The organism is uncultured Jannaschia sp. (genome assembly GCF_947494025.1).
Taxonomy (GTDB): domain Bacteria; phylum Pseudomonadota; class Alphaproteobacteria; order Rhodobacterales; family Rhodobacteraceae; genus Jannaschia.
Genome location: NZ_CANLTQ010000001.1, coordinates 173,548 through 196,553 on the forward strand (window position 1 = coordinate 173,548; position 23,006 = coordinate 196,553).

Annotated in this window: 18 protein-coding genes, 2 tRNA genes, 1 other RNA gene and 1 pseudogene; 10 read left to right on the forward strand and 12 right to left on the reverse strand. The window is 69.1% G+C overall.

Features of this window, described 5'->3' with window-relative positions:
• Positions 1 to 68: 68 nt before the first annotated feature.
• From Q1B08_RS00880 to Q1B08_RS00900, 5 genes and pseudogenes are all read right to left on the reverse strand, one after another.
• Positions 69 to 1,133: an ABC transporter ATP-binding protein gene (locus Q1B08_RS00880; RefSeq protein ID WP_299813249.1), complete on the reverse strand. Its 1,065-nt coding sequence runs from the start codon at positions 1,131 to 1,133 to the stop codon at positions 69 to 71.
• A gap of 61 nt (positions 1,134 to 1,194) precedes the next feature.
• Entirely contained in the window at positions 1,195 to 1,626 is a 432-nt protein-coding gene (locus tag Q1B08_RS00885) for a hypothetical protein (protein ID WP_299813252.1), read from the reverse strand.
• Between the two features lie 66 nt (positions 1,627 to 1,692).
• Positions 1,693 to 3,681: a Hint domain-containing protein gene (locus Q1B08_RS00890; protein WP_299813255.1), complete on the reverse strand. Its 1,989-nt coding sequence runs from the start codon at positions 3,679 to 3,681 to the stop codon at positions 1,693 to 1,695.
• A 368-nt stretch (positions 3,682 to 4,049) separates the two neighbouring features.
• Positions 4,050 to 4,134 (reverse strand) — tRNA-Leu (locus Q1B08_RS00895).
• Between the two features lie 47 nt (positions 4,135 to 4,181).
• Positions 4,182 to 5,021, reverse strand: a pseudogene (locus Q1B08_RS00900) (neutral zinc metallopeptidase); the annotation flags it as partial.
• 84 nt (positions 5,022 to 5,105) lie between these two features.
• Here Q1B08_RS00900 and Q1B08_RS00905 point away from each other — a divergent pair.
• From Q1B08_RS00905 to gluQRS, 6 genes are all read left to right on the forward strand, one after another.
• Positions 5,106 to 5,684: a YqaA family protein gene (locus Q1B08_RS00905; RefSeq protein WP_299814851.1), complete on the forward strand. Its 579-nt coding sequence runs from the start codon at positions 5,106 to 5,108 to the stop codon at positions 5,682 to 5,684.
• A complete protein-coding gene (locus Q1B08_RS00910; RefSeq protein WP_299813258.1) occupies positions 5,681 to 6,169 on the forward strand; it encodes a disulfide bond formation protein B in 489 nt (162 codons plus the stop codon). Before Q1B08_RS00905 ends, Q1B08_RS00910 begins: the two co-directional genes overlap by 4 nt.
• A 68-nt stretch (positions 6,170 to 6,237) precedes the next feature.
• Positions 6,238 to 8,994, forward strand: a complete 2,757-nt coding sequence (gene gyrA, locus Q1B08_RS00915; RefSeq protein WP_299813261.1) for a DNA gyrase subunit A — start codon at positions 6,238 to 6,240, stop codon at positions 8,992 to 8,994.
• A gap of 94 nt (positions 8,995 to 9,088) precedes the next feature.
• Entirely contained in the window at positions 9,089 to 9,931 is an 843-nt protein-coding gene (locus Q1B08_RS00920; protein ID WP_299813264.1) for a LysR family transcriptional regulator, read from the forward strand.
• Between the two features lie 87 nt (positions 9,932 to 10,018).
• On the forward strand, positions 10,019 to 11,368 hold the full coding sequence (gene trmFO / locus Q1B08_RS00925; RefSeq protein ID WP_299813267.1) for a methylenetetrahydrofolate--tRNA-(uracil(54)-C(5))-methyltransferase (FADH(2)-oxidizing) TrmFO: 1,350 nt from the start codon (positions 10,019 to 10,021) through the stop codon (positions 11,366 to 11,368).
• Between the two features lie 4 nt (positions 11,369 to 11,372).
• Entirely contained in the window at positions 11,373 to 12,194 is an 822-nt protein-coding gene (gene gluQRS / locus Q1B08_RS00930) for a tRNA glutamyl-Q(34) synthetase GluQRS (protein ID WP_299813270.1), read from the forward strand.
• A gap of 49 nt (positions 12,195 to 12,243) precedes the next feature.
• Here gluQRS and Q1B08_RS00935 read toward each other — a convergent pair whose 3' ends face one another.
• Entirely contained in the window at positions 12,244 to 14,106 is a 1,863-nt protein-coding gene (locus Q1B08_RS00935) for a BCCT family transporter (protein WP_299813273.1), read from the reverse strand.
• A gap of 181 nt (positions 14,107 to 14,287) precedes the next feature.
• On the reverse strand, positions 14,288 to 15,271 hold the full coding sequence (locus tag Q1B08_RS00940; protein WP_299813276.1) for an MDR family oxidoreductase: 984 nt from the start codon (positions 15,269 to 15,271) through the stop codon (positions 14,288 to 14,290).
• Positions 15,272 to 15,485: 214 nt separating this feature from the next.
• Between Q1B08_RS00940 and Q1B08_RS00945 the strand changes: the two genes are divergently transcribed.
• Positions 15,486 to 16,517 carry an extracellular solute-binding protein gene (locus tag Q1B08_RS00945; RefSeq protein ID WP_299813279.1) on the forward strand — a complete coding sequence of 344 codons (1,032 nt, stop codon included), beginning with the start codon at positions 15,486 to 15,488 and terminating at the stop codon, positions 16,515 to 16,517.
• Between the two features lie 43 nt (positions 16,518 to 16,560).
• Here Q1B08_RS00945 and Q1B08_RS00950 read toward each other — a convergent pair whose 3' ends face one another.
• Positions 16,561 to 17,046, reverse strand: coding sequence for a DUF4142 domain-containing protein (locus Q1B08_RS00950; protein WP_299813282.1), 486 nt, complete (start codon positions 17,044 to 17,046; stop codon positions 16,561 to 16,563).
• 150 nt (positions 17,047 to 17,196) lie between these two features.
• Between Q1B08_RS00950 and ssrA the strand changes: the two genes are divergently transcribed.
• Positions 17,197 to 17,551: a transfer-messenger RNA gene (ssrA, locus tag Q1B08_RS00955) on the forward strand.
• A gap of 5 nt (positions 17,552 to 17,556) precedes the next feature.
• Here the strand turns inward: ssrA and Q1B08_RS00960 are convergent.
• From Q1B08_RS00960 to Q1B08_RS00975, 4 genes are all read right to left on the reverse strand, one after another.
• The gene (locus Q1B08_RS00960) at positions 17,557 to 18,012 is read right to left on the reverse strand and encodes a DUF1499 domain-containing protein (protein ID WP_299813285.1); all 456 of its coding nucleotides are present in this window, start codon (positions 18,010 to 18,012) and stop codon (positions 17,557 to 17,559) included.
• Positions 18,012 to 19,205, reverse strand: a complete 1,194-nt coding sequence (locus tag Q1B08_RS00965) for a DUF4147 domain-containing protein (protein WP_299813288.1) — start codon at positions 19,203 to 19,205, stop codon at positions 18,012 to 18,014. Before Q1B08_RS00965 ends, Q1B08_RS00960 begins: the two co-directional genes overlap by 1 nt.
• 32 nt (positions 19,206 to 19,237) lie before the next feature.
• Positions 19,238 to 19,322 (reverse strand) — tRNA-Leu (locus Q1B08_RS00970).
• Positions 19,323 to 19,392: 70 nt separating this feature from the next.
• Complete coding sequence (locus Q1B08_RS00975) at positions 19,393 to 20,937, reverse strand: NAD(P)H-hydrate dehydratase (RefSeq protein ID WP_299813291.1); 1,545 nt, start codon at positions 20,935 to 20,937, stop codon at positions 19,393 to 19,395.
• Between the two features lie 125 nt (positions 20,938 to 21,062).
• Here Q1B08_RS00975 and Q1B08_RS00980 point away from each other — a divergent pair, with 125 nt between their 5' ends.
• The gene (locus Q1B08_RS00980; RefSeq protein ID WP_299813293.1) at positions 21,063 to 21,401 is read left to right on the forward strand and encodes a P-II family nitrogen regulator; all 339 of its coding nucleotides are present in this window, start codon (positions 21,063 to 21,065) and stop codon (positions 21,399 to 21,401) included.
• Between the two features lie 34 nt (positions 21,402 to 21,435).
• Positions 21,436 to 22,842, forward strand: a complete 1,407-nt coding sequence (gene glnA / locus Q1B08_RS00985) for a type I glutamate--ammonia ligase (RefSeq protein ID WP_299813296.1) — start codon at positions 21,436 to 21,438, stop codon at positions 22,840 to 22,842.
• Positions 22,843 to 23,006: the final 164 nt, after the last annotated feature.

The following is a 23,006-nucleotide window of genomic DNA, read 5'->3' on the forward strand; positions in this document are numbered from 1 at the left end:
GTCCTAACAGATCGCGTTTCGAACGCCGTCGCGACCCTCGCGGCGGCGTCGTTCGTTTCAGGAATGCGTCAGCGGCGGAACACGAAGCAACGCTCCCGACGGATCGACAGCCACAGCACCGTGCCCGGCTTCGGCAAAAACACCGCAGGTACCGTGGCCGTCACCGTCTGTCCGTCGTCCATCGCGAAGTCGACGAGGCTTTCCTTCCCCATGAACCGCGCACGCTTCACCGTGCCGCGTGCAGGTGTGCCCTCGGCCGCGGTCGGGTGCGGTCCACGGCCGCCCCGGTCGAAGTCGATGCGGACGTGCTGGGGCCGGAACACGATGTCGACCTCGGTGCCGTCGGGCCGTCCGGGGGCGAGGAACTGTCCGAAGGGCGTGTCGGTCAGCGCGCCGCGGACGGTGCCGGTCAGCGTATTGATGTCGCTGAAGAAGGCCGCCGCCGCACGGTCCACGGGGGCGTTGTACATGTTGTAGGGCGCGGCATGCTGCACGATCCGTCCGTTTCGCATCAGCGCGATCTCGTCGGCCATCCGCATCGCCTCGTCTGGTTCGTGCGTGACGAGGAGTACGGCGGTCCCCTCCTCCTTCAACACGCTCAAGGTCGCGTCGCGGATCTCGTCGCGCAGACGGTTGTCGAGACCGGAAAACGGCTCGTCCATCAGCATGATGCCCGGACGCGGCGCCAAGGCGCGAGCGAGCGCCACGCGCTGCTGCTCGCCGCCCGAAAGCTCGTGCGGATGCTTTCCGTCGTAACCCGCGAGATCAACGCGTTCGAGGAGTTCCGCCACCCGCGCCGCGGAATGCCCGCCGCGCGGCAGGCCGAAGGCCACGTTCTGCATCACGTTCAGGTGCGGGAAGAGCGCGAAATCCTGAAACATCAGGCCGACGCCGCGCGCCTCGGGGGGGACGTGGACCGCGCCGTCGGACACGACCCGGCCGTTGAGCGCGATGGAGCCGGCATCCTGCCGGTCGACCCCGGCGATGAGGCGCAGCGTCGTCGACTTGCCGCAGCCGGATGGCCCAAGGAGGCAGGTCACCTGACCGGCTGGAACCGAAAGCGAGATGTCGTCGACCACGGCCCGCCCGCCCAGGCGGCGAACGAGACCCTGGATCTCCAGCCGAGATGTCATCGAAAGTCCGAGCCTTATGGTCGGAGCGACCTAGCAACCCGCCCCGGGCGGGTAAACCACTTCAGAACACTTCGCCGGCGACTTTCTCCTGACGCACGTAGAGGTAGAGAAGGAAGCTCAGGAGCAGAACGAGCCCCGTCGTGACCCAGACGAGCACGCCTCCTCCCGTCAGCGCGACCATCGTCGGCTCCGCGAAGAACAGCGCCCAGATCGCCAGGACGAGAAGCGTCAGGAATGCGAAGGCCAGCATCCAGACCGCCGCCCGGACACGGGCGAGAAGGCAGAGCGCGCCGACGAGCGCCAGCAGCGAATGTCCCGCCCAGACCCCGTGCACCCAGTTCGGCAGCGTTTCCAGCCACACGATCTGGACCTGTGGGTAGAGGTGGAGCCAGGCGATCTTTAGCTCGTAGGAGACGAGGACGTACTCCGCTGCCGCAAGAAGTCCGTAGATCAGCGCGATCCAACCCATGACGTAGAAATGCCAGCGCCGCATAAACCCTCCGCGCGTCCTCGTCCGCACCGGTTATCATGAAAACCGGAGGGCACAAACGGGAATGGGTCAGAAGCGCAGCAAGGCCGCCTCGCGCCGTTTCAGGGCCGGCCGCGCCGCTGGATAGACATCGGCCTTCCGTGCCAGTTCGGGAAACAGCCGCAGGATCTCGACCCGGCTTCCGGATGCCAGCCCGGCAAGCGAATGCGGCCCCGGCTGGAAGCTCTCGGTCCAGGCCCCGTCGGACAGGACGAGCTGGTGCCGATCGAAGAGGAGGTGGATGTAGCTCACAGCTCCCGCGGCATCGTGCGCGATGCCGGGCCGGCCGACCAGATGTCGCGCTGCGACGAGCACTTCGTCGATGCCGAAATAAAGGCTCGTCATTCCATCGGCCACGAGAACGCGATGCTGCGGCGAGACGCGCATCTCCCGCTCCGGCAGGCCGCCCCCGAGCGCCCCCCTCGCGATCCGCACCGGGCAGAGGGTTTCGTCCATCGCGAGGTCCGCCGCCGACAGATCGCGGTGCCCGATCCAGCGGATCGGCTGCAACCCATCGTCGCGTGTCCGCACCCGGTCCCCGGGGCGAAGGCGCTCGACCGCGACCTCCCCCCGTTCGGTGGCGATACGCGTTCCGGGCGTGAAGCAGGGCACGACGCGCTCGATCTCTTCGAAGCGGGCGGAGCCGCCGCCCTCGAACCGGACGATCCCGGATTCCGGATCGCCGCGGTCATAGGAAATGGAACTGACATCCGAGCCGCGCAGGTCGAGGATGTCGTAATCGTCGCCGCCGCTCCCGCCATCGATGCGGTCCCCGGGCGTCGCGCCGAAGATGATGTCGCGATCGTCGCCGCCGAAGATGTCGTCGCGTCCTGCCCCGCCGGTCAGCCGGTCATTCCCCGCGGCGCCGCGCAATACGTCGTCGCCGCTCTCTCCCGAAAGCACATCGTCGCCGTCGCCGCCTGCGAGGCCGTCGTTCCCGGTGCCGCCGAAGAGCGTGTCCGCGTCCGCTCCGCCGGACAGCAGATCGTCGCCGCCGCCCCCGCGAAGGATGTCGCGGCCCTCCCCGCCATCCAGGACGTCGTTGTCGTCGCCGCCGTCCAGCAGGTCGTTTCCGATTCCGCCGAACAGGGTGTCGTTGCCGCCACCGCCGAAGAGGCGGTCCGAGCCCTCGCCGCCGTCGATGGCGTCGTTGCCCTCGCCGCCTTCGACCGTGTCGAAGCCGACGCCACCCGTCACGGTGTCGTCGCCGGACCCGCCGAGGAGGGAATCGTCGCCTTCGCCCCCGCCGATGCTGTCCGCGCCGGCCTCCCCGTCGATCACGTCGTTGCCGGCGCCGCCCTCGACCACGTCCCGACCCGCGCCCGCCGCGATCTCGTCGTCGCCGGCGAGGCCCCGGATCGTGTCGTCGCCGGCCCCCGCGCGCACGATATCGTCGTCGCCGCGCTCACCGGGCAGGAACGCGTCATTGCCGTCGATGCTATCGCCGTCCGCATCGACATAGCCTGCGGCGATGAGGTCGCCGCCATCCGTCCCGTCGACGATGCCGTCCGGCCTCGACACGAGTCCGGCGGTGAAGACGAGGTTGTCGACCGCGCCCGATCCGTTCAGCGTGACCGTCATCGACTTCACGTTCGCGGTGTCGAGGGAAAGTTCCACCCGGCCGCCATTCCCGGTCTGCGCGTCCCGCGTCAGCAGGCTGCGGCCGTCCGGGTCGAAAAGCTCGACCGTCGCGCCGGCGTCGATGTCGAGCAACAGGAGCGAGTGAAGGAAGGCCAGGCGGTCGAACACGAAGGCGATGACGCCGCCATCCGCGTTGTCGTCGGGGTCGGAGCGGTCCCGGTCCTCCGACAGGATCAGGACCTTGCGGAGGTCCGGGGTCGCGAGGTCCCGGTCGCCGCCGGTCGGCCGGGCGGTATCGAAAGCCATGACCGGGTGACGCCCGTCGGGCGCGCCGTCGGCGCCCAGGGAATCGATCCGCACCCCGCGGGAGGCGTACTGGTCCGACACGATCGTCCCGGCGCCAAGGTCGTTGAAGTCGATCCGCGTGCGGTCGGTCATCGCGCCACCGCGCGCGTCCGCGACACCGCGTGCCGCCCCGACGTCGTTCCGAATTCCGTCATTGCCTGTCTCCGCTCAACCGATGCCCTTCCGGTCGGATCAGGCGGCGCGGACATCTGGTGCGGCGGACGCGGGACGACGGGGGTTCGGCACCGGCAAGGCCCGCGGCGGCAATCCCGAAGGACGCACGACGGGACCGTGACCGGCATCCGACCGGATGCGTTCACCCGCGGCCGCCCCCCGGAAGCCTCTGCCGCCCCCCACCGGGCGTGCCGGCTTTGTATCGAATTTTCGGAAAATCGCAACGCGTTACTGCAGGGCCGGTCATTCGGCCCTGGAATGTCGCTCCCCGGCCACCCGGAGAGGTCTGGTACCCGTGGCCGGACTCGAACCGGCAAGCCTTGCGGCGGCGGATTTTGAATCCGCTGCGTCTACCAATTCCGCCACACGGGCCGCGCGATGGACAGCGCCGACCTAGACCCGTGCCATCGGCGCGTCAATCACAGACCCCGCGCCGAGAACGTGTCGCAGGCGGGAATCTCGCCCGATTCATAGCCGGTTCGGAACCAGCGTGCGCGCTGCTCCGACGTGCCGTGCGTGAAGGTGTGCGGCATCGGCACCTGCCCCGCCCGTTCCTGCAGCACGTCATCGCCGATCCGGCGCGCCGCGTTCACCGCCTCCTCGAGATCGCCCGGGTCGAGCGAGCCGAACCGTACCTGCGCCTGCCGCGCCCAGATGCCGGAGAAACAATCGGCCTGAAGCTCGATGCGTACCGAGATCGCGTTCGACTGTTCCTGCGTGCTCTGTGCGCGGATGCGGTTGGCTTGACCGAGGACGCCGAGTTCGTCCTGAACGTGATGAGCGACCTCGTGGGCCACGACATAGGCGGCCGCGAAGTCGCCGCCCGCGCCCAGACGCTCTTCCAGCGTCGTGAAGAACGCGGTGTCGAGATAGATGCGGTTGTCGGAGGGGCAGTAGAAGGGCCCCGTCGCGCCGCTTGCGCCGCCGCAGGGACTTTGCGTAACCCCCGAGTAAAGGACGAGGACCGGCGGTCGATAGGCCTCGCTCACCTGCGCGTCGAACACGTCGGCCCAGACCTCCTCCGTATCCGCGAGGACGACGGAAACGAACTCGCCCTCCGCCCGTTCCGCTTCGCTCAGGGAGCGGGTCTCTCCCGCCGTGTCGGTATAGCCGCCGCCGCCGCCCTGCAGAAGCGGCGTCAGGTCGATGCCGAGGAACCAGCCGATGACGACCACCGCGATCAATCCGACGCCGCCGACGCCGCCGGCGAGTCCCGCCCCGCCGCGCCGTCCCCGCCGATCCACGATGTTCCCGCTACCCCTGCGTCCGCGTCACTGCATGTGGTTGTTCCCCCGAAGGCTTCACGCTTGACCTTGCCCGTTTTCCATGTGACCGGCAACGCCATGATCCGAAAGCTCTACGACTGGACCCTGTCCTGGGCGGCACATCCGCAAGCGATCTGGGTCCTTGCCGTCGTGAGCTTCATCGAGAGTTCCGTCTTTCCGATCCCGCCGGACGTTCTGCTGATCCCGATGGTGCTCGCCGCGCCGCATCGCGCCTGGATCATCGCGGGGGTCTGCACCGTCGCCAGCGTCGCGGGCGCGCTTCTCGGCTACGCGATCGGCTACTTCGCCTGGGAGTCGCTGGGCGAGCCCATCCTGAGCGCGCTTGGAAAGGGCGACAATTTCGAGCCGTTCCGCCTGCGCTACAACGAATGGGGCGCATGGGCCGTGCTGATCGCGGGGATCACGCCCTTTCCCTTCAAGGTCATCACCATCCTGTCGGGCGCGACGGGCCTGTCGATCCCGGTCTTCGTGGTTTCCTCCATCGTCGCACGCGGCTTGCGCTTCTTTCTCGTGGCCGCGCTGCTGTGGCGCTTCGGGCCGCCGGTGCGGGATTTCATCGAGCGACGGCTGGGCCTCGTCTTCACGCTGTTCTGCGTGCTCCTCGTCGGCGCGGTGTTTCTGTTGAGGTACGTATGAGGCGCCTCGTCGCCCTCGCCACGACCGGTCATGTCGGACTGCTGGGCGGCGCGTTCCTGTTCCAGCTCGCGGGCTACGCGCCCTGCGCGATGTGCCTGTGGCAGCGCTGGCCGCATGCCGCCGCCATCGCGCTCGGCATCGCGGCGCTGGCCGGGCTCCCGCCGCGCGCGATGGCCGCCCTCGCGGCGCTCGCCGCGCTTGCGACCGCGGGTATCGGCGCCTTCCACGCAGGCGTGGAGCAGGGCTGGTGGCCGGGCCCCGCCTCCTGCACCGGCTCCGGCGCGGGGCTGTCCGGCATGTCCGGCGGCGACCTCCTTTCGACCGACATCCCCGAGACGCTCGTGCTGTGCGACGACATCGTCTGGCGATTCGGCCTCACGATGGCCGGCTGGAACGCGGTCCTGTCGCTTGCGCTGGCCGCCCTCTGGATCCTGGCGGCGACGCGGCCGCAGCGGCCGCAAACCCAGGGATACCCCCGAGGTTGAGCCCATATGCAGCGGATGCTATGGGAAGACACGACTAAATCTGGACCCTGCCCGGGGTGGAGCTGTGCATGACCGACGAGCCGCAAGACCCTGAGATCACGGACGGCGAGCCGGAGGGCAACGGGCGTACGGTGATGGCCCATGCGGGGCCGCAGATCTCCATCGTCGACGAGATGCGGACCTCGTTCCTCGACTACGCGATGTCGGTGATCATTTCCCGCGCGATCCCCGACCTGCGGGATGGGCTGAAGCCCGTGCATCGCCGAATCCTGTATTCGATGCACGAGACCGGCAACACCCACGACAAGCCCTACCGCAAGTCTGCCCGCCCGGTCGGCGACGTCATGGGCAACTACCACCCGCACGGCGACAGCGCGATCTACGAGGCGCTGGTGCGGATGACGCAGCCCTTCTCGATGTCCCTGCCGCTTCTCGACGGACAGGGGAACTTCGGCTCCATGGACGGCGACAACGCCGCCGCCTTCCGCTACACCGAGGTGCGGATGGCAAAGTCCGCCGGCGCGCTTCTGGCCGACATCGACAAGGAGACCGTCGACTTCGTCCCGAACTACGACGGCAAGGACACCGAGCCGACGGTCCTTCCCGCGCGCTTTCCGAACATGCTCGTCAACGGCGCGGGCGGCATCGCCGTCGGCATGGCGACCAACATTCCGCCTCACAACCTGGGCGAGGTGATCGACGCCTGCCTCGCGCTGATCGAGAACCCCGACCTGTCGTCCGAGGCGCTGATGGAGATCGTGCCCGGCCCGGATTTTCCGACCGGCGCCACCATCCTCGGGCGCTCCGGCATCCGGAAGGCCTATCTCGAGGGGCGCGGCTCCGTGATCATGCGCTCCAAGACCCGGGTGGAGGAGACGCGGAAGGACCGCTTCGCCATCGTCATCGACGAGATCCCCTATCAGGTGAACAAGGCCGTGATGGTCGAGCGCATCGCCGAGGCCGCCAAGGAGCGGCGGATCGAGGGGATCGCGCATGTGCAGGACGAATCCGACCGCGTCGGCGTGCGGGTGGTGGTCGAGCTCAAGCGCGACGCCACGCCGGAGGTGGTGCTGAACCAGCTGTTCCGCTTCACGCCGATGCAGACCTCCTTCGCCTGCAACATGCTGGCGCTGAACGGCGGCCGTCCGGAGCAGCTGACGCTGCGCGGTTTCCTTACCGCCTTCGTCGATTTCCGCGAGGAGGTCGTCGCCCGCCGCACCGCCTACGAGCTGCGCCGCGCCCGGGAGCGCAGTCACGTCCTCTGCGGTCTCGCCGTGGCGGTGTCGAACGTGGACGAGGTCGTCCGCACGATCCGCGCCTCCGCCGACGCCGCCGCCGCGCGCCAGGCGTTGATGACGCGCCGCTGGCCGGCCGAGGAGATCGCGCCGTTCATCCGCCTGATCGACGACCCGACCCACAAGATGAACGACGACGGCACCTACAACCTGTCGGAAACGCAGGCCCGCGCGATCCTGGCGTTGCAGCTCCAGCGCCTCACGCAGCTCGGTGTCAAAGAGGTGACCGACGAGCTCGAGGAGCTGGCGGGAAAGATCAAGGACTACCTCGACATCCTCGGCTCCCGCGCCCGCATCCTCTCCATCATCGAGGACGAGCTGCGCGAGGTCCGCCAGCAATTCGCCGTGCCGCGCCGCACCGAGATCTCGGACTGGTCCGGCGACATGGACGACGAGGATCTGATCGAGCGCGAGGACATGGTCGTCACGATCACCGCCTCGGGCTACGCCAAGCGCACGCCGCTCGCGGAGTTCCGCGCCCAGAAGCGCGGCGGCAAGGGCACGGCGGGCATGTCGACGAAGCAGGAGGACGTGGTCACCACGCTCTTCGTCGCCAACACGCATACGCCGCTGCTGTTCTTCACGACCGACGGGATGGTCTACAAGCTCAAGACCTGGCGCCTGCCGCAAGGCGGGCGCACGGCGCGGGGCAAGGCGCTCGTCAACCTCCTGCCGATCACCTCGGGCACCGGGATCGCCGCCATCATGCCGGTGGACCGCGACGAGAAGGATTGGGGCGACCTTCAGGTGGTCTTCGCCACCGATCACGGAACGGTCCGGCGCAATGCGCTGTCGGACTTCGCCAACGTCATGCGCAACGGCAAGATCGCCATGAAGTTCGAGGGCGAAAGCGAGGGGTGGCACCTCATCAACGCCCGCATCGCCTCGAACGACGACGACGTGATGCTCGTCACCCGGTCGGGCCGGGCGATCCGCTTCCCCGCGACCGACGTCCGCGTCTTCAACTCCCGCGCCTCGACCGGCGTGCGCGGCATCCGCCTGGGCGAGGACGACGCGGTCGTTTCGATGGCCGTGATCCGGCATTTCGACGCCACCTCGGAGGAGCGGACGGCCTACCTCAAGATGCGTCGGGCCATGGCCGGCCTCGCCGACGAGGCGGAGGGCGACGAGGAGGAGGCGCCGGCCGATCCGAACTTCTCGACGGAGCGCTATTCGGAGATGTCGGCGGCCGAGGACCTGATCCTGACGATCACCGAATCCGGCGCCGGCAAGCTCTCTTCCTCGCACGACTACCCGGTGCGCGGACGCGGCGGCATGGGTGTCGGCGCGCAGGACCGCGCCGCGCGCGGCGGCCCGATCGTGGCGGCCTTTCCGGTGGAGATGGATGACCAGATCATGCTCGCGACGTCGACCGGACAGTCGATCCGCTGCCCGGTGGACGGCATCAGCTTCCGGTCGCGCTCCGCCGGCGGCGTGCGGGTGTTCGACACGCGGGGCGGCGAGAAGGTCGTGTCGGTCGCACGGGTGGCCGACAGCAGTGCCGCGGACACGGATGAGCCGGAAGCCTGACGAATCCTGCAAGTCCGGGATGGCGTTCGCGTCGCCCCGGCGCTAGCGTTGGGGCGACGCCGGAGAGAGGGTTGCGAACCGGCGGGGGAATGCGATGGATCTCGACAACTGGGACGACCTCAAGTTCGTCCTCGCGATGAACAGGCACGGCACGATGTCCGCCGCGGCCCGCTACCTGAATACCAACGTCGCCACCGTTTCGCGCCGGATCGACCGTCTGAGCCACGACCTTGGCGTGCCGCTCTTCGAGAAGCGCGGAGCGACCTTCAAGGCGACGCGTGCCGCCGAACGGCTCGCCGAGGTCGCGGAGGAGCTCGACCAGCGCCTGCGGGGGGAGCTCGGCAACCTGCGCGGCGGCGGGGCGGGCGACCGCGTCGGGATCGAGATATCCGCCCCGCCCGCGGTACACGCGCATTTCATCCTGCCGCGCACCGCGGAGCTGTCGCACGCGCTGCCGCAGATCATGCTGACCCTGACCGACAAAGTCTACGCACAAGGTCTGGGCGAGGCCGACATCCAGGTGCGCATCGGCCGTCCGCAAGGTGGCCGGCTCAAGGCGCGCAAGTTCCGGGACTATTCCCTGCGGGTCTATCACGGCCGGGACCACGTCCTGAACGGCGAATGGATCGGCCTGTCGCACCGCTACCCGGACGCCGATGCCGCGCTCGCGATCTATGGCGGCGCCCACGCGGAACCCCGCTACCGGGTGGAAGAGATGCCGATGGCCAAGGAGATGATCCTCGCCACGGGCCTGCCGGGATTGCTGCCCGACTTCCTGGTCGGGCCGGAGGACGGGCTCGTCCTCGCCGACCTGCCAAACAACGACCGGCCCGGCGAACTCTGGATCACCTACCACGAGACGCGGCATGGCGACGCCAATCTCCGCGCCGTGGTGGACTGGTTCTGCGGCGCGCCGGCGAACGGCACGGGACCCTGAGCGGCCGGGCGCGAACCGCGTTCGGTCCGGCGATCGTGAAACCGCCCGCCCTTCCCCTCGACCGCCTGCGCGCGTAGGTCAGGGGCCATGACCGAGACCCTTCATATTGTCGGCGGCGGCATGGCCGGCTGCGAAGCCGCCTGGCAGGCCGCCGAGGCCGGCGTGCCCGTCGTGATCCACGAGATGCGGCCACGCGTCGGCACCTTCGCGCACCGGACCGGCGCGCTGGCTGAGATGGTCTGCTCCAACTCCTTCCGCTCCGACGACGACGAGCAGAACGCCGTGGGCCTCCTTCATTGGGAGATGCGCGCGGCGGGCGGTCTCCTGATGGCGATGGCCGAGACGCATCGGCTGCCCGCGGGCGGCGCGCTGGCCGTGGACCGGGACGCCTTCGCGGAGGCGGTGACGGCGCGCATCCGCGCCCATCCGCGCATCGAAGTAGTCGAGGAGGAGGTCGCCGAGCTGCCCCGCGAGGGGCGGTGGATCGTCGCGACGGGGCCGCTCACCGGCTCGAAGCTCGCCGCCGCCATCGCCGCCGAGGCCGGGCAGGACGCGCTCGCCTTCTTCGACGCCATCGCCCCCATCGTGCATGCCGATTCGATCGACATGACGCGCGCGTGGCGGCAATCGCGCTACGACAAGGGCGCGACGGAGGCGGAGCGCACGGCCTACATCAACTGCCCGATGGACCGCGACACCTACGACGCGTTCATCGACGCCCTGCTCGCCGCGGAGACGACCGAGTTCCACGACGGCGAGACGGCGGGCTATTTCGACGGCTGCCTGCCCATCGAGGTCATGGCCGAACGCGGCCGCGAGACGCTCCGCCACGGGCCGATGAAACCCGTGGGCCTGACAAACCCGCACCAGCCCGACGTGAAGGCGCATGCGGTCGTCCAGCTACGCCGCGACAACGCGCTCGGCACACTTTACAACATCGTCGGCTTCCAGACGAAGATGAAATACGGTTCGCAGAAGGCCGTGTTCGCGATGATTCCGGGGCTGGAGGAGGCCCGCTTCGCCCGTCTCGGCGGCATCCATCGCAACACCTTCATCAACTCGCCCACCCTGCTCGACGACGAGATGCGCCTGCGTTCGCGGCCGAACGTCCGCTTCGCGGGCCAGATCACCGGGGTCGAGGGCTATGTGGAGAGCGCGGCGATGGGCCTCCTCGCGGGGCGCCTCGCGGCGGCCGAGATGCGCGGCGAGAAGCTGCCGCCCGTGCCGCAGACCACGGCGACGGGCGCGCTCGTCACCCACATCACCGGCGGCGCGGAGGCCAGGACCTTTCAGCCGATGAACGTCAATTTCGGCCTGTTCCCCCCGGTCGAGGCGCGCGGCGGGCGCCGCGGGCGTCCGGCCCGCTACAAGATGTACACCGACCGGGCCAAGGCCGACTGGACGGGCTGGCTGGGGCTGCGCCAGGCGGCCGAATAGGGCCGTGCCCGTCACCCGCTTCGCACCGTCGCCCACGGGCCCGCTGCATCTGGGCCATGCCTGGGCCGCGATGGTGGCGCACGATCTGGGCGAGATGCGCCTCAGGATCGAGGATATCGACCGGCAGCGCTCGAAGCCCGAATGGGAGGCGGCGATCCGGGACGACCTCCGCTGGCTCGGCCTCGGCTGGACGGGCGCGGTGCTGCGGCAGTCGGACCGGATGGCGGCCTATCTCGATGCGCTCGACCGGCTTTGGGCGGCGGGCCTGCTGTTTCCCTGCATCTGCAATCGCCGGGACATCCTCGCCGCTGCCGCCGCGCCGCAGGAGGGAGCACCGCTCCATGGCCCCGACGGCGTGGTCTACCCCGGCACCTGCCGCGGCGCCTCGCGCGCGGGCCCGCGACCCGAGGGGGTCGCGCTTCGGCTCGACGCCCGCGCGGTGCCCGATCTTGCCTGGACGGAGACGGACCTGCCCCGGTCGATGGATGCGCGCACCTTCGCGAATACGATCGGTGACGTGGTCGTTGCCCGGCGCGATCTCGGCACGTCCTACCATCTCGCCGTCGCGGTGGACGACGCGGCCCAGGGAATCGACCTCGTTACCCGGGGCGCCGACCTGACCGAGGCGACCCCGATCCACGTCGCGCTGCAACGCCTGCTCGCGCTGCCGAACCCGGCCTACCACCACCACGACCTCGTCCGCGACGCGGCGGGCAAGCGACTGGCCAAACGCGATGATGCGCGCAGCCTAGCGAGCTACCGGGCCGCGGGGTGGTCGGCGGCGGCGCTCCGCGCGCACCTGCGGGAAAGCCGGATCGCCCCCTGAACGCCGAACGGGGGCCCGAAGGCCCCCGCGATCCGCTCTGTCGCGGTGTCTATTCGGCCGGCTTCGCCTGCCGGATCGCGGCCCGTTCCGACGCGAGCCCCTTCCAGATCGCGACGCACATCAGCAGAAGCACGACCGTGAACGGCAGGCCCGTGGAGATGACCATGGATTGCAGCGCCCCGAGCCCGCTCGCCGACAGCAGCAGGACCATCGCCACCGCACCCTCGAAGATGCACCAGAACACCCGCTGCGGCACCGGCGCGTCGATCTTGCCGCCGGCGGTGATCGTGTCGATCACCAACGAGCCGGAATCCGACGAGGTGACGAAGAACACGATCACGAGGATGATCCCGATGAGCGAGGTCAGTGTCGCGAGCGGCAACTCCTCCAGCATCCGGAAGAGCTGGAGCTCCAGCGCCGCGTCCTGCGCACCGGTATAGCCGTCGACGATCACCTGCTGGATTGCCGTGCCGCCGAACACGCTCATCCAGAGCACGCAGACCAGCGACGGGATGAGCAGGACGCAGACCAGGAACTCCCGCACGGTGCGGCCGCGGCTGACGCGGGCGATGAACATGCCGACAAAGGGCGACCAGGAGATCCACCATGCCCAGTAGAACGAGGTCCAGCCCTGGCTGAAGTTCACGTCCTCGCGTCCGAACGGGTTCGCCAGCGCGGGCAGGTAGGTCACGTAGGCCAGAAGGCTGTCGAGGAACCCGGTGAGGATGGCGAGGGTCGGTCCCACGAACAACACGAACAGCAAGAGCACCACCGCGAGGCCCATGTTGATCTCCGAGAGCACCTTCACCCCGCCCTCGAGACCGCGAAGCACCGAAATCAGCGCGACGCCGGTGATGGCGGTGATCAGCAGCACCAGCAGCGCCCCCGAATTTTCCGTCCCGCTCTCCTCCGTGTTACCGAAGGCCATGCCGAGGAACGTCCGCGTGCCCTCCGCCGCGTCGCCGGATCCGAAGAGATAGGTCAGGCCGTTGGCCGCCTGCGTCGCGCCGAAGCCCAGCGAGGTCGCGAGGCCGAACAGCGTCGCGAAGACCGCGAGGATGTCGATGACGTGTCCGGCCCAGCCCCAGACGCGTTCCCCGAAGAGCGGATAGAAAGCGGAGCGGAGCGTGAGCGGAAGGCCCTTGTTGTAGCTGAACAGCGCCAGCGCCAGCGCCACGACCGCATAGATCGCCCAGGGGTGCAGGCCCCAGTGGAAGATCGTGGCCGCCATGCCGAGGCGCACCGCTTCCACCTCGTTGCCGGTCGCCGCGCCGAGCGGGGCCCAGTCGGATCGGGCGGTCGCCGCGGCGAAATCGGCGCGCGCGTCGCCGAGCCCCGCCTCGTCCAGTCCGGCCTCGACGGCCTCCTGCGAGGGCGCGACGATGCCGAGCGCGTCCCCGAACGGGGTCGGGTCGTCCTCGCCCAGATAGGCCACGCCATAGGACAGGTCGCCGTTCGCCGTGGAGAAATGCGTGAGCGGCTCGGACACGCCGTAGAACATCAGGCCGATGCCCATGCCGGCCGCGAAGAGCATCGCGAACCATGCGACATAGCCGTAATCGGGACGCGCATCCACGCCGCCCAGCCGGATCGACCCCATCGGCGTGATGATCAGCAGCAGGCAGAACAGGACGATGATGTTGGCCGACAGAAGGAAGAACCAGTCGAAGCCCTTGGTCACCGCCCCGAACAGGTAGGTGAAGAGGCTGCTTGCCTGATCGGGAAGGGCGAGCGTGTAGAACGTGAACGCGATGATCACTAGCCCCGACACAACGAAGACCGGGTTGTGAATGTCGAAGCCGAACGGCCCGAGATTTCCGCCGACGTTGTCCTGACCGACGTTGTAGTCCGTGTCGATCGTGTCGGCCTCTCCGTCCGGGGCGGGTATGCCCTGGCTTGTGGTGTCTGTCATCGTCGTCCCCGTCGTCATTGCCGTTACGCCGTCATCGCCGTTACAAGCGGGCAACATCGGTCGCCAAGCGCGCGTTCTGCTGCCGGTCTCGCCCCTAGGTTAACGTCAAAGCCCGCGTTGGCCAGCCCGGACACGGTATTTCGGCAACCTTGTCGCCCGACCGGCACAGCGCCGGAGCCCGTCAGCCGCCGACATCGACCACGACGCGCCCCCGCACGCGCCCCTTGAGAATGTCCGCGCCGAGCTTCGGCAAATCCTCCAGCGTCGCGGGCACGACCATCGACTCGAGCTTCTCCATCGGCAGCAGCCGTGCGAGGCGGTCCCACGCGCGAACGCGGTTCTCGTAGGGCTGCAGGACCGAATCGATCCCGAGGAGGTTCACCGCCCGCAGAAGGAACGGAATGACCTTCGCGGGAAGATCGGCGCCGCCGGCGAGGCCGACGGCGGCGACCGACGCGCCGTATTCCATCTGCCCGAGCACCCGCGCCAGCATCGCGCCGCCCACCGCATCGACGCAGCCGCCCCACGCCTCGCTCTCGAGTGGACGCTTGACCGTCTCGGCCAGATCCTCGCGCGGAACGATCCGGGTTGCGCCGAGGTCCCGGAGGTAGTCCGCCTGCTCCGGCCGTCCGGTCACCGCCGCGACCTCCCGCCCCATCGCGGCGAGAAGCGCGACGGCGACGGAGCCCACCCCGCCCGCCGCGCCGGTCACGAGGATCGGCCCCGCCTTGAGGCCGTGATCCTCCAGGGCCTGAACGGCGAGCATCGCGGTGAAGCCCGCCGTCCCGACCGCCATCGCCTGCCGCGTGGTCAGCCCGCCCGGGAGCGGCACCAGCCAGTCGGCCTTCACCCGCGCCTTTTGCGCGTAGCCGCCCCAATGCGCCTCGCCCACGCGCCAGCCGGTCAGGACGACCTTGTCGCCGGGCTTGTAGCGGTCGTCGTCGGAGGCTTCGACGGTGCCGGCGAAGTCGATGCCGGGCACGTGCGGATAGCTCCGCACCAACCCGCCCCCCGGCCCCATGCAGAGCCCGTCCTTGTAGTTCACCGTCGAATACTCGACCGCGACCGTGACCCCGGCCTCCGGCAGACGGCCCTCGTCGATCTCCTGCACGGACGCCCGCGTCTCGTCCCCGGTCTTCTCGACCAGCAGCGCCTTGAAGCTCATTGCGTCGATCCCCCTTCAGCAACCTGTGCCCATCGGTGTATCCCACACCGCGCAGGTCAACCACCGCTCTCGTCCACCGGGCCGTCCGCCCGGCGGATTGCACCCGGATCCGCGCTGCCGCTGAGGCAACGTGCATCCCTGTGCCGCCCGGCTGGACGTCTCCCGCCACGCGCCCTAACGTCGGCGGCAAAAGTGCCAACCGGGAGACGACCGAATGACCCTACGCGCCCTTCTGCTCGCCGGCGCCGCGACCGCGGCCGCCCTGCCCGCCGCCGCGCAGATGACCGTGTTCGACTATGCGGGATTCGAGGATCCCGAGTTCCACGCGGCCTATATCGAGGAGCACGGCGAAAGCCCGGACTTCGCCTTCTTCGGCGACGAGGAGGAGGCGTTCCAGAAGCTCGCCTCCGGGTTCCGCGCCGACACGACCCATATCTGCGCGGGCTCCGTCACCAAGTTCGAGGAATCCGGCCTGCTCGAGCCGTGGGACCTGTCGCGCATCCCGAACTGGGAGAACCTGAACCGCGACCTGACCGGGCAGGACGTCTCATCGGCCGGGGAGGTCTACTTCGTCCCCACCGATTACGGCTCCACCGCCATCGCCTACGACACGGAGGCGGTGCCCGCCGAGGACGTGGCGTCGCTCGACGTGTTCCTCGACCCGAAGTACCAGGGTCGCATGGCCCTGCCCGACAATGTCGACGACGCCTATGCGCTGGCCTATCTCGCGACCGGCGTCACCGACTGGTCCGAGGTGACCGACGCCGAGTTCGAGGCGGCGAGCGATTGGCTCCGACGGGTTCATCCGAACCTCCGCACTTACTGGACCGATCCCGCGGAGCTGGCGCAGCTGCTGTCCTCGGGCGAGGTTCTGATCGCCTGGGCGTGGAACGAGACGCTGCCTGCCATGGCCGCCGAGGGTTTCCCCATCGGCTTCCAGCGCGAGGCCGAGGAAGGCTCGTCCCTCTGGCTCTGCGGCTATGTCAACATGGTGGAGGCGGACGGCGAGGAGGATCTGGTCTACGACTACCTGAACGCGATGCTCGACCCTTCCGCGACCGAGCCGCTCCTCGCCTCCGGGTTCGGACAATCCAATCAGGTGGCGATGCAGGATCAGGGCGAAGCGGCACTGGAAGCGTCCGGTCTGGGCCAGATCGACGCGCCCGTCCTCGCGCAGCTCCCGATGGACGGCCAGCTCCGCCAGCGGCAGGCGGAAGCCTTCGAGCGGATCAAGGCGGGATTCTGACCTCGCGGAAGGGCCGCCGGAACGACCGGCGGCCCGATCGATATCAGGCCATGGAGGCGCGGATGCTGCGCAGCATCACGAGATGCGTCTCGATGCTGGGTACCGCGATCATCGCCGCGCCCCGCGCCATCGGGTCGCCGCCCGACGCCGAATAGTCGCGCGCGATGGCAAGCCCCTGCTCGTGCGCCTCGATTTGCCCGTCAACATACATCATGTCGAAGGACGCATCGTCCGCGGCGCGCAGCGTCTCGAGCTTTTCGCTCTGCTCCTGCGTCAGGAGTGGCGGCACGTCGGCGGCCCCGAAGGCTTCGGCGATGGCGTTCTGCTCGGCCACCTCCAGCCCAGCGAAGGTCTGGACCGACGTCGCGCCCGACCGTTCCAGCGCGGCCTCGCTCGTCAGTTTGGAGTAGGTTCCGAGCGCGATCATCGGCTGTTTCTCGGGGGCCAGATCCTGCGCGTAGGCGCGGGAAATCATCAGCGGCGCGACCGCGAGGGCGGCCCCGGCACCGAGCATCTGTCGTCTCAACATCGTGTGTTCCCTTGTTTGCAGGCGGGTACGGCCAAACCCGGCCGTTCGACGGGGGTTCCTCCGGCTCATGCGACATTCACGACGACCGGCGGGTTTCCGGGTACGAGGCTCGCGAAACCCCGATGCCGGTCGATCTTCCAACCCGTCGCGAGGGTTGAAACGCCGCACCGCCTCCCCTATCTTCGAGTCGTTCCCCCTTGGGGGGCTATGGCGATAAACGCGCCCGTAATAAGCGGTTCGGACCCGGGGGCGGTACCCGGCGACTCCACCAACCTTCCGTTATTGGCGGAGCATGGGGTCGAAACAGGATCGACGGACGTCTAAAGGGGTTAGCTTTCGCTCGGTGAGATACCACCGTTATCGGTTCACAATGTACAGTTGCCAATAACAACCGTGCTCCGATGGCGATGGCCGCGTAAGCGACCGGAACTATCGAAAACTTAAGTCCTTGCGCTTAGCGGCGTAAGGCGGGGTTCGCAGGCACCTGGCAACAGAAGCCTGCACTTCTCCCTATATCTCCGGATCGTCGAGCTTCGCGAGCCAGCGTTCGACCCGCTTGCGGTTCACGCCCAGATCGCCGTGCCCGAAGCGCGACCGGCTCCAGATGGTGAGCCGGCTGCCCGTGCCCTCCGGCTCGGCCCGGACCGAAATCGCGTCCGGGTAGCCCATCAGGAGCGAGCGCTGGACGTAGGTGGCGAAGCGATCACGCGGCGTTCCCGCGAGGCGGATCGTCCGGGGCTCCGACAGGGCAATCAGGTCGATCCTCGAGATGAGCTCCGCGGGCGGCTCCGGTCGCAGCACCGTCGCGCGGTCGCCGCCTTCGACGACGAGGTATTCGTTCGGCTTGCCCGTCCGCCGGGCGGGATCGGGCGCCACGTGCCAGTCCGACGCCCGCATCGGCGCGAGCCGGACATAGGCCATGCCCGCGAGCAGAACCGTCAGCGCGAAGAGGGCGAGAAGGCGCATCAGCCGACCTTCAGGATCTGCAGGTCCGCCACGTTCGTGCCCGTTCCGCCGGTCATCAGGAGGTCCCCCGCCGCCTTCAACGCGGTGTAGCTGTCGTTCTCGGCCAGCACCGCCTCCAAGTCGAGCCCCGCCGCCGCGATCCGCGCGAGCGTGCCCTCGTCGACAAGCCCGCCCGCCGCGTCGGTCGGCCCGTCGCGCCCGTCCGTGCCGCCCGACAGGAAAACCCAGGGCCGGTCGAGATCGCGCAACGCCAGCGCCACGCGCAGCGCCAGCTCCTGATTGCGGCCACCCCGCCCCGCGCCGCGCAGCCGCACCGTCGTCTCCCCGCCCCAGAGTGTCGTTCCCACGCCGCGCCGGGCCGTCTCCGCGATCCGGGCGGCGGCCGCCTCCACGTCGCCCGTCAGCGCCCTGTCCTCGAGCGCGGCCCCGGGGGCGGCGGCCAGCATCGCCTCCGCCGAAAGCCGGTTCGACCCGACGAGTCGGACAGGCCCCTCCGGCGTCGCGCCGGGCCCCGGCCGCGACAGCGCCGTCCGGCAGCTTTCCGGCATATCGTCCCAGAGCCCTTCTGCCCGAAGCAAGGCACGGGCCGCCGTTGGTCCGCCCGCCGGCGGCACGGTCGGGCCGGAGGCGATCACGGAAAGGTCGTCGCCCACCACGTCGGACAGGATCAGCGTCTCGATCGTCGCCGGAGCGGCCGCGCGGGCAAGCCCGCCGCCCTTCAGCCGGCTCAGGTTCTGCCGCACGAGGTTCATCGCCTTGATATCGAGCCCGGAGGCCAGAAGGAGGCGCGACACGTCCGCCTTGTCGGCCAGCGTCACGCCCTCGACCGGCGCGACGGCCAGCGCGGAGGCTCCGCCCGAGATCAGCGCAAGCGCGCGGTCCTCCGCCCCGAGCTCCGCGACCGCCGCCAGCGCGGCCTCGCCCGCCGCGGCGGAGCCGGTCCCGGGGACCGGATGCTCGCCCACGAGGACGCGCGCGCCGGGCAGGTCGCCCCCGTTCTCCGCGTTGGTGACGACGAGGCAGGGCGTGCCCGGAAACCGGAGGAGCGCCGCGCGGGCCATGGCCAGCGACGCCTTGCCGAGCGCCACGATCACGCGCGGCGGCGCGGCGCCCCCCAGCGCGTCCGCTACGGCCGGGCCCGGATCGGCGCGCCGCAACCCAGCCGCGAAAATGTCGGTCAGCGCCTTGCGCATGGCCCCTCCCTGTCCAGCCGGGAACCGGGGAATGGTGCGGGTGAAGGGACTCGAACCCCCACGCCTCGCGGCGCCAGAACCTAAATCTGGTGCGTCTACCAGTTCCGCCACACCCGCTCCGACGCGCTCCTAGCATTCCGCCGCGACGACAGAAAGCCCTGCCGCGTCCGGCCCCCGCGGGCGGGCGTCACGGCGCGGCCGCGAGAGCGGCGAAGACCTGCGGCAGCGTTTCCGGCAGGTCCTCCGCGATCAGGCCCGGCCCGAAGCGGCGCGCCGCCTCGACATGCAGCCAGGTGGCCGAGCATGCGGCCTCGAACGGTCCCGGCCCTCGCGCCAGCAGCCCCGCGATCATCCCGGCCAGCACGTCGCCCGACCCCGCGGTCGCAAGCCAGGGGACCGCCCGCCCGTAGACCGCCGGGTGGATCGCCGTGCGTCCGTCCGGTGCCGCGATCACCGTGTCCGGGCCCTTCAGCAGTAGCGTGCAACCCGCGACACCGGCCGCATCGCGGACCGCATCGAGCCGGGAATAGGCCGGACCGGCCGCGACCTCGCCCTGCAACCGCTCCGCCAGATCGGGGAACAGCCGCGCGAACTCGCCGGGGTGCGGGGTCAGGATGCAGGCGTCGTGGAGCCCGTCGCGCAGCGCGTCCGAGCCCGCGACCAGCGTCAGCGCGTCGGCGTCGAGCACCGCTTGACGCCCGCTCTCGAGCGCTGCGCCGACAAGCCCCGCCGCCCGCGCATCCGTGCCGAGCCCCGGCCCGAGGCAAAGCGCGTTCAGCCGGTCGTCCTCCAGCAACGACCGCAATGTCGCGGCATCGTCGCAGCGCCGCACCATCAGCGCGGTCACCTGAGCGGCGCATTCCATGATCGCGGCACCGGGCACGGCCAGCGTCACGAGGCCCGCCCCGATCCGCAGGGCCGCCCGCGCCGACATCCGGGCGGCCCCGGTCCGCGCCATTCCGCCGGTCAGGACCAGCACGTGGCCATGATCGTATTTGTGACCCGCCCGCTTGTTCCACCCCGCGGGTTCCGTGACGAGTTGCGTCGCCCCTTCGGGCGGCGTCTCGACAAGTCCGATATCGACGACCCGCAGCCTTCCGCATTGCGCGGGTCCGTCGGCGAGGTAATGGCCGGGCTTCGGCGCGTGGAAGGCGATCGTCAGATCGGCCCGCACGACCGCGCGGCCGATCCGCCGTCCGCTGTCGGCGCAAAGGCCGGACGGTATGTCGAGCGCCACGACACGGGTGGCGGACAACGCGTCGAGCGGCATCTCGACGGGGCGGGAAAGGCCGATCCCGAACAGCGCGTCGACGACGATGCTGCAATCCGCGAAGGCATCCGTCGACCGCAGGTCCGCCACGTCGAGCGGAGGCACCCCCCCGCCCTCCGACCAGCGCAGGCAATTCGCTCGCGCGTCGGGCGGCAAGGCGGCGGGATCGCCCAGAAGGCGCAGCTCCACGTTCCAGCCCCGGTCGCGCAACAGCCGGGCCACGACGAATCCGTCGCCCCCGTTGTTGCCCGGCCCGCAGAGCACCGCCGCGCGCGGGGAGCCGTTCGCCAGATCGGGCCATTCCGCGAGGATCGCCGCGACGGCGCCCTCGCCCGCGCGCTCCATCAGCTGACGTCCCGTCACCGATCCGGCGTCCATCGCGGACGCCTCGGCGGTCCGCATCTGCTGCGACGTCAGGACCGCTGGGCAGTCGACTTCGCCATCTGCCTCTTTTTTGATCACACTGCCCAATCCATGATCTGCCGGCCGGTTTCCCCGCCATTGCCGCATATAGCGGGAGGCTAGGTGATTGTGGTCGCGGGTCCAGCCTGCAATCAGCGTCGGGACGATCGGGAGGTATGCACGCCATGAAGAAGATCGAGGCCATCATCAAACCGTTCAAGCTGGACGAGGTGAAGGAGGCCCTGCAGGACATCGGCATCCAGGGCCTCTCGGTCACCGAGGTGAAGGGCTTCGGACGCCAGAAGGGACATACGGAGCTCTACCGCGGCGCCGAATACGTCGTGGACTTCCTGCCGAAGGTGAAGGTCGAGGTCGTGCTGCCCGACGATCAGGTCGAGCAGGCGGTCGATGCCATCGTCGCGGCGGCCCGGACCGACAAGATCGGCGACGGCAAGATCTTCGTCTCGCCTGTCGATCAGGCGATCCGCATCCGCACCGGTGAAGCCGGCGACGACGCCATCTGACCGAACTTCCAGACAGGAAAAACGAGGGAATGCCATGACCAACAGCGACGTACTGAAGCTGATAAAGGACGAAGAGGTCGAATACGTCGACATCCGCTTCACCGATCCGCGCGGCAAGCTCCAGCACCTGACCATCATCGTCGACGAGATCGACGAGGACTTCCTCGAGGAAGGCTTCATGTTCGACGGCTCGTCCATCGGCGGCTGGAAGTCGATCGAGCAATCCGACATGAAGCTGATGCCCGACCCGGCGTCGGTCTACATCGATCCGTTCTACGCCGAGAAGACGCTTTGCGTGCATTGCTCCGTCTCCGAGCCGGATACCGGCGAGGCCTACGACCGCGACCCGCGGGCGACCGCCGAGAAGGCCGAGGCCTACCTGAAGGCGTCCGGCATCGGCGACAGCGCTTTCTTCGGTCCCGAGGCCGAGTTCTTCCTGTTCGACGACGTGCGGTTCTCCAACAGCATGAACAAGGTTGGCTTCGAGGTCGACGCGGCCGACGCGGCCTGGAACTCGGGCACCGAGTACGAGATGGGCAACATGGGCCACCGGCCCGGCGTCAAGGGCGGCTACTTCCCGGTCAACCCGACCGACGCGGCGCAGGACCTGCGCTCCGAGATGCTTTCCACGATGAAGCGCATCGGCATGAAGGTCGACAAGCACCACCACGAGGTCGCCTCCTGCCAGCACGAGCTCGGCCTGATCTTCGGCTCGCTCACGAAGCAGGCCGACGAGATCCAGAAGTACAAGTACGTGATCCACAACGTGGCGCACGCCTATGGCAAGACCGCGACGTTCATGCCGAAGCCGATCGCGGGCGACAACGGCTCGGGCATGCATGTCAACATGTCGATCTGGAAGGACGGCAAGCCGCTCTTCGCGGGCGATCAATATGCCGACCTGTCCATCGAGGCGCTGTACTTCATCGGCGGCATCCTGAAACACGCCAAGGCGCTCAACGCCTTCACCAACCCGGCGACCAACAGCTACAAGCGCCTGATCCCCGGCTTCGAGGCGCCCGTCCTGCGCGCCTACTCGGCCCGCAACCGCTCGGGCTGCGTCCGCATCCCGTGGACGGAAAGCCCGAAGGCCAAGCGCGTCGAGGCCCGCTTCCCAGACCCCGCGGCGAACCCCTACCTCGCCTTCTCGGCCCTTCTGATGGCCGGCCTCGATGGAATCAGGAACAAGATCCATCCCGGCGAGCCCTACGACAAGAACCTCTACGACCTGCCGCCGGAGGAGCTGGCCTCCATCCCCACCATGTGCGGCTCGCTGCGCGAGGCTCTGGACGAGCTGGAAAAGGACCATGAGTTCCTGCTGGCCGGCGACGTGTTCACGCGCGACCAGATCCTGGGCTACATGGAGCTGAAATGGGGCGAGGTGCACGCCTACGAGCACACGCCGCACCCGATCGAGTACCAGATGTACTACAGCTGCTGAGACGACGTTTCAGCCTGGCAAAGGGCGTCTTCGGGCGCCCTTCGTCGTTTCGGATCACGGCAGCGGCGCCCCCGGCCAGGATATCGGGGAGCAAAGACGCCGCGGCGGGGCTGGCCCGGACCCGGGCCGCGCGCTATCCCCGGATGGGGACCATATCGGGAGGC

Coding starts and splice junctions, on each gene's coding strand:
- Q1B08_RS00880 (WP_299813249.1), bottom strand. CDS start 1,133: ATGACATCTCGGCTGGAGATCCAGGGTCTCGTTCGCCGCCTGGGCGGG.
- Q1B08_RS00885 (WP_299813252.1), bottom strand. CDS start 1,626: ATGCGGCGCTGGCATTTCTACGTCATGGGTTGGATCGCGCTGATCTAC.
- Q1B08_RS00890 (WP_299813255.1), bottom strand. CDS start 3,681: ATGACCGACCGCACGCGGATCGACTTCAACGACCTTGGCGCCGGGACG.
- Q1B08_RS00905 (WP_299814851.1), top strand. CDS start 5,106: ATGATCCGAAAGCTCTACGACTGGACCCTGTCCTGGGCGGCACATCCG.
- Q1B08_RS00910 (WP_299813258.1), top strand. CDS start 5,681: ATGAGGCGCCTCGTCGCCCTCGCCACGACCGGTCATGTCGGACTGCTG.
- gyrA (WP_299813261.1), top strand. CDS start 6,238: ATGACCGACGAGCCGCAAGACCCTGAGATCACGGACGGCGAGCCGGAG.
- Q1B08_RS00920 (WP_299813264.1), top strand. CDS start 9,089: ATGGATCTCGACAACTGGGACGACCTCAAGTTCGTCCTCGCGATGAAC.
- trmFO (WP_299813267.1), top strand. CDS start 10,019: ATGACCGAGACCCTTCATATTGTCGGCGGCGGCATGGCCGGCTGCGAA.
- Q1B08_RS00935 (WP_299813273.1), bottom strand. CDS start 14,106: ATGACAGACACCACAAGCCAGGGCATACCCGCCCCGGACGGAGAGGCC.
- Q1B08_RS00940 (WP_299813276.1), bottom strand. CDS start 15,271: ATGAGCTTCAAGGCGCTGCTGGTCGAGAAGACCGGGGACGAGACGCGG.
- Q1B08_RS00945 (WP_299813279.1), top strand. CDS start 15,486: ATGACCCTACGCGCCCTTCTGCTCGCCGGCGCCGCGACCGCGGCCGCC.
- Q1B08_RS00950 (WP_299813282.1), bottom strand. CDS start 17,046: ATGTTGAGACGACAGATGCTCGGTGCCGGGGCCGCCCTCGCGGTCGCG.
- Q1B08_RS00960 (WP_299813285.1), bottom strand. CDS start 18,012: ATGCGCCTTCTCGCCCTCTTCGCGCTGACGGTTCTGCTCGCGGGCATG.
- Q1B08_RS00965 (WP_299813288.1), bottom strand. CDS start 19,205: ATGCGCAAGGCGCTGACCGACATTTTCGCGGCTGGGTTGCGGCGCGCC.
- Q1B08_RS00980 (WP_299813293.1), top strand. CDS start 21,063: ATGAAGAAGATCGAGGCCATCATCAAACCGTTCAAGCTGGACGAGGTG.
- glnA (WP_299813296.1), top strand. CDS start 21,436: ATGACCAACAGCGACGTACTGAAGCTGATAAAGGACGAAGAGGTCGAA.